General features: G+C 63.1%; 2 protein-coding genes. Both read right to left on the bottom strand.

Annotation, left to right across the window (positions count from 1 at the left end; all coding sequences use genetic code 11):
• Positions 1 to 296: 296 nt before the first annotated feature.
• Positions 297 to 599, bottom strand: a complete 303-nt coding sequence (locus tag ACGFYH_RS37320; protein ID WP_393807618.1) for a hypothetical protein — start codon at positions 597 to 599, stop codon at positions 297 to 299.
• Positions 600 to 782: 183 nt separating this feature from the next.
• Positions 783 to 1,610, bottom strand: a complete 828-nt coding sequence (locus ACGFYH_RS37315; RefSeq protein ID WP_393807617.1) for a glycoside hydrolase domain-containing protein — start codon at positions 1,608 to 1,610, stop codon at positions 783 to 785.
• Positions 1,611 to 1,787: the final 177 nt, after the last annotated feature.

Genomic DNA, 1,787 nt, shown 5'->3' with positions numbered 1-1,787 from the left:
CGCCCGTCGAATACGAAGCCAACTACTACACCGAACTCACGAAACCCCAGGTCATCACCACAATCTGAGATCTCTACCGAACCCGGGGCGGTTCATGGCCGTTCCCGCTCTGTAGCGACAGCCCTGGACATGGAGAAGGGTGGTGTAGTCGACCCGTCGCAGGCGCTACCGGCCATAAGCCTGGCCGGTAGCGCCCTTCCCGTTCCATGTGTGGGATACGCATGCTTGTCCGCGGTGAGGTGAAGCCAGGGCCCCGATCTTCCTGGCGTAGACCGGCAAGAAGAAAGCTGAGGGTGTCAACCTCGCTGGCCGCCGATGCTGCGGAGACGGTTCTGGCGGTGACGTTCCGACAGAGCAGTCAAGCCGAAGACCGAGCCCATGACGAGCCCTGCGCCCAGGGATAGGAAGAGATTATTAGGAATCTCGTCGGCTTGACTCAAGGCCATAAAGAAAAGAGTGAAGGGCAGGCCCGCGCACAAAGCCACGAGAAGGGGGTGCCGGGCACCCCACCGCTGCAACCGTGTGGGATGCTGCTGCCCGCCAAGAGCGCGATCGACGGCCCTCAAGCCCTTCACTACTGCCTGACGCATACGTGCCATGGTCGCGATCCTAAAGGTGGCCCGAAGGTATCGGTACCAGGGGGACTGCCGCCTCGGGGAAGAGCGTTCGGTTGCAGCCGCTTGGCGCCTGTCGTCGAGAGGGCTACCTACGGGCACCCATGCCCCTGCGCCGCCCCGGCTGGCCTCCTCCGACCAGCCAGGGTCTCGCTTGGTTACAGCTTCTCAGCCGATGATGGCGACCGGGGCGTCCCAGGCGTTGCGGTCGACTGTGATGGTGTAACCGCCTCGTGTTTCCTTGCTGTTGACCATGTACTGGTGGCCGCGGCTGTGGTTGGTGTACTGAGCGGGGTCCCACGGCCAGTCGGTGGTGGTCGTGTTCTTTTTGTCCCACAGCGCGTACCAGAGGTTACCTGGCAGGTCCGTCTTGTTTGTGGCGGTGGCCATGGCCTTGGCGCTGGAGCTGCTGAAGCCGTAGAAGCCGCCACGGTAGGTGGCGGTGCGCAGCGTTTTGGTGAAGGAGCGCACGTACGTCAGGACGGCGTCATTGCACGCCTTGTTGGTGATGTCGTACGGCTCCATGTCCAGGTAGATCGGGCTGCCGGCTTCCATGCCGAGTGCGGACGCCTTGGCCACTGCATCCTTGGCGTTGCTCGCGCCGACGGAGGCAGCCGTGGACGAGGTAAATTTTTCAGGGTTCGCGCTCTTTTGGCAGGGCGGCTGAGCGCCAACGTAGAGCGGTATGAGCTTCCAGCCGATGGCGTTGACCGACTTCACCCAGGACTTGGTCAGGTTGGGCTGGGCGCAGCCACGGTTCTTTCCGCCGATGTAGACAGCGGCGGCGCCGTAGAACTTCGTGTTCCACGCTTTCATCGCTGCGAGTGAGGGCGCAGTGCACGTATCGAACGCTCGACCGGTGTAGGTCTTCTGCGCGGGCCAAACGGTGGCCGCCATGGACGTCTGCGCTGCGATTCCGGCACCCGCAGCGACGACGACACCCGTCGTCGCCCAGGCGGTGTAGCGGCCCTTCTTGGACAGCCGATGACTGGACAATCCCCACCCCATTCATATGGCAGCCTACGGCCGCCATGAATCCGACACGCTCTGCAGAGGACAGCTTCCGCTACGCCACAACAGGGACTGCTGCACGGACAGGTGACACCTGACCTGGCTTGCTGAGAGGCGGCCTGGAAGGATGTTGCAGTGCCCAAGCCGTATCCGAAGGAGTTC

Origin of the sequence: Streptomyces sp. NPDC048392, assembly GCF_043200575.1 — a bacterium.
In the GTDB taxonomy this organism is placed as follows: Bacteria; Actinomycetota; Actinomycetes; order Streptomycetales; family Streptomycetaceae; genus Streptomyces.
Note: the sequence above shows the minus strand (reverse complement) of the source record. Positions and strands in the feature narration are given on the sequence as shown.

What these genes read in the sequence shown, in the direction of transcription:
- ACGFYH_RS37320 (WP_393807618.1), bottom strand. Translation starts at nt 599, where the DNA reads ATGGCACGTATGCGTCAGGCAGTAGTGAAGGGCTTGAGGGCCGTCGAT.